General features: G+C 27.6%; 1 protein-coding gene. It reads left to right on the forward strand.

The window, feature by feature from the left end; genetic code table 11:
- Window positions 1–22: 22 nt before the first annotated feature.
- Window positions 23–1,540, forward strand: a 1,518-nt coding sequence (locus NSA50_RS19635; protein WP_257448240.1) for an IS1182 family transposase, incomplete at its 3' end; no start/stop codon positions are given.

Below are 1,540 nucleotides of genomic sequence, written 5' to 3' on the forward strand. Positions count from 1 at the left end.
CTTTTTTGCATAAACTTAAATCATGAAACTATTCAGTTTATACAATACTAATCAACAATTAGTATTACCAATAGAAACAGAAATTATGATACCAAAAAATGATTCTGTTAGATTGCTAAGCACAGTATTGGAGGGAATAGATTATTCAGAATTATATAATGCATACTCTACAAATGGTAGAAATCCAGCAATCTCGCCAAAGACTCTTTTTATGGTATTAGTTTATGCAAACTTAAATGATATTCACAGTTCACGAGAGATAGAAAAGGCATGTAAAAGAGATATAAATTTCATGTGGTTATTACAAGGTCAAAAAGCGCCTAGCTACTCAACTATATCAAGATTTAGAACAGGTAGATTAAAAGAGTGTTGCGAAAATCTATTCTATCAATTTGTAATGAAATTAGGCGAGTTAGGTGAAATAGAATATAAAAATATATTTATTGATGGAACTAAGATAGAAGCTAATTCGAATAAATACTCATTTGTTTGGAAGAAAAGCATTGATAAATTTGAAAGAAAACTTAAGAAAAAAATGATTGAAAAAGTTAATGAGATAAATAAAGAGTTTGGTAAGTGCTACGCTACCGATAGCGAAAGCTTAAATGTTACTTTATATTCAGATATAATTGATGATTTAAATAGAATAGTTAATGAAAATAATGTGAAATTTGTTTCGGGTAAAGGGAAAAGAAAAGGTAAACTTCAGAAGTATATTGAGTTACTTTATGAAGCTATAGAAAAGCAACTAAAATATGATAATTATAATTCTATTTTTGATGGAAGAAATAGTTTTTCAAAAACAGATACTGACGCTACCTTTATGCATTTGAAGGAGGATCATATGAGAAACTCTCAATTAAAACCTGCATATAATCTTCAAATAGGGGTTGAAGGTGAATATATAGTTGGTGTAGATATATCCAATGAAAGATCAGATCAATTAACTTTAATTCCTTTTTTAGAAAAACTAGATGAAAAACTTCCTAAAAAATTTAAAAATATAGTTACCGATGCTGGTTACGAAAGTGAGGAAAATTACGTATATATAGAGGAACATGATCAAACATCTTATATAAAACCTCAATTTTATGAAAAGCAAAAAACAAAGAAATTTAAATCAGATATAAGTAAGCGAGAAAATATGGAATATGATTCTGAGAATGACGAATATATTTGTACTTTAGGTAGACGTTTAAAAAATATAGGATTAATAAATAGAACCTCTAAATCAGGGTATATTTCACAAGTAACTAAATATGAATGTGAAAATTGTGAAGGTTGTTCAGTTAAAAATAAATGTACAAAAGCAAAAGGGAATAAACAAATCCAAGTTTCAAAAAAATTTGTAGAAAAAAGAAAAGTTTCATTTGAAAATATAACAACGCCCGAAGGAATAATACTGAGAATGAATAGGTCTATTCAAGCCGAAGGTACATTTGGAGTAATTAAGGAAGATCATGGATTCAGAAGATTTTTACTTCGTGGTTCGGTCAATGTAAAAATAGAATTTCTACTTAAAGCATTAGCATATAATATT

The sequence above is a fragment of the Clostridium mucosae genome (genome assembly GCF_024622765.1).
GTDB lineage: Bacteria > Bacillota > Clostridia > Clostridiales > Clostridiaceae > Clostridium.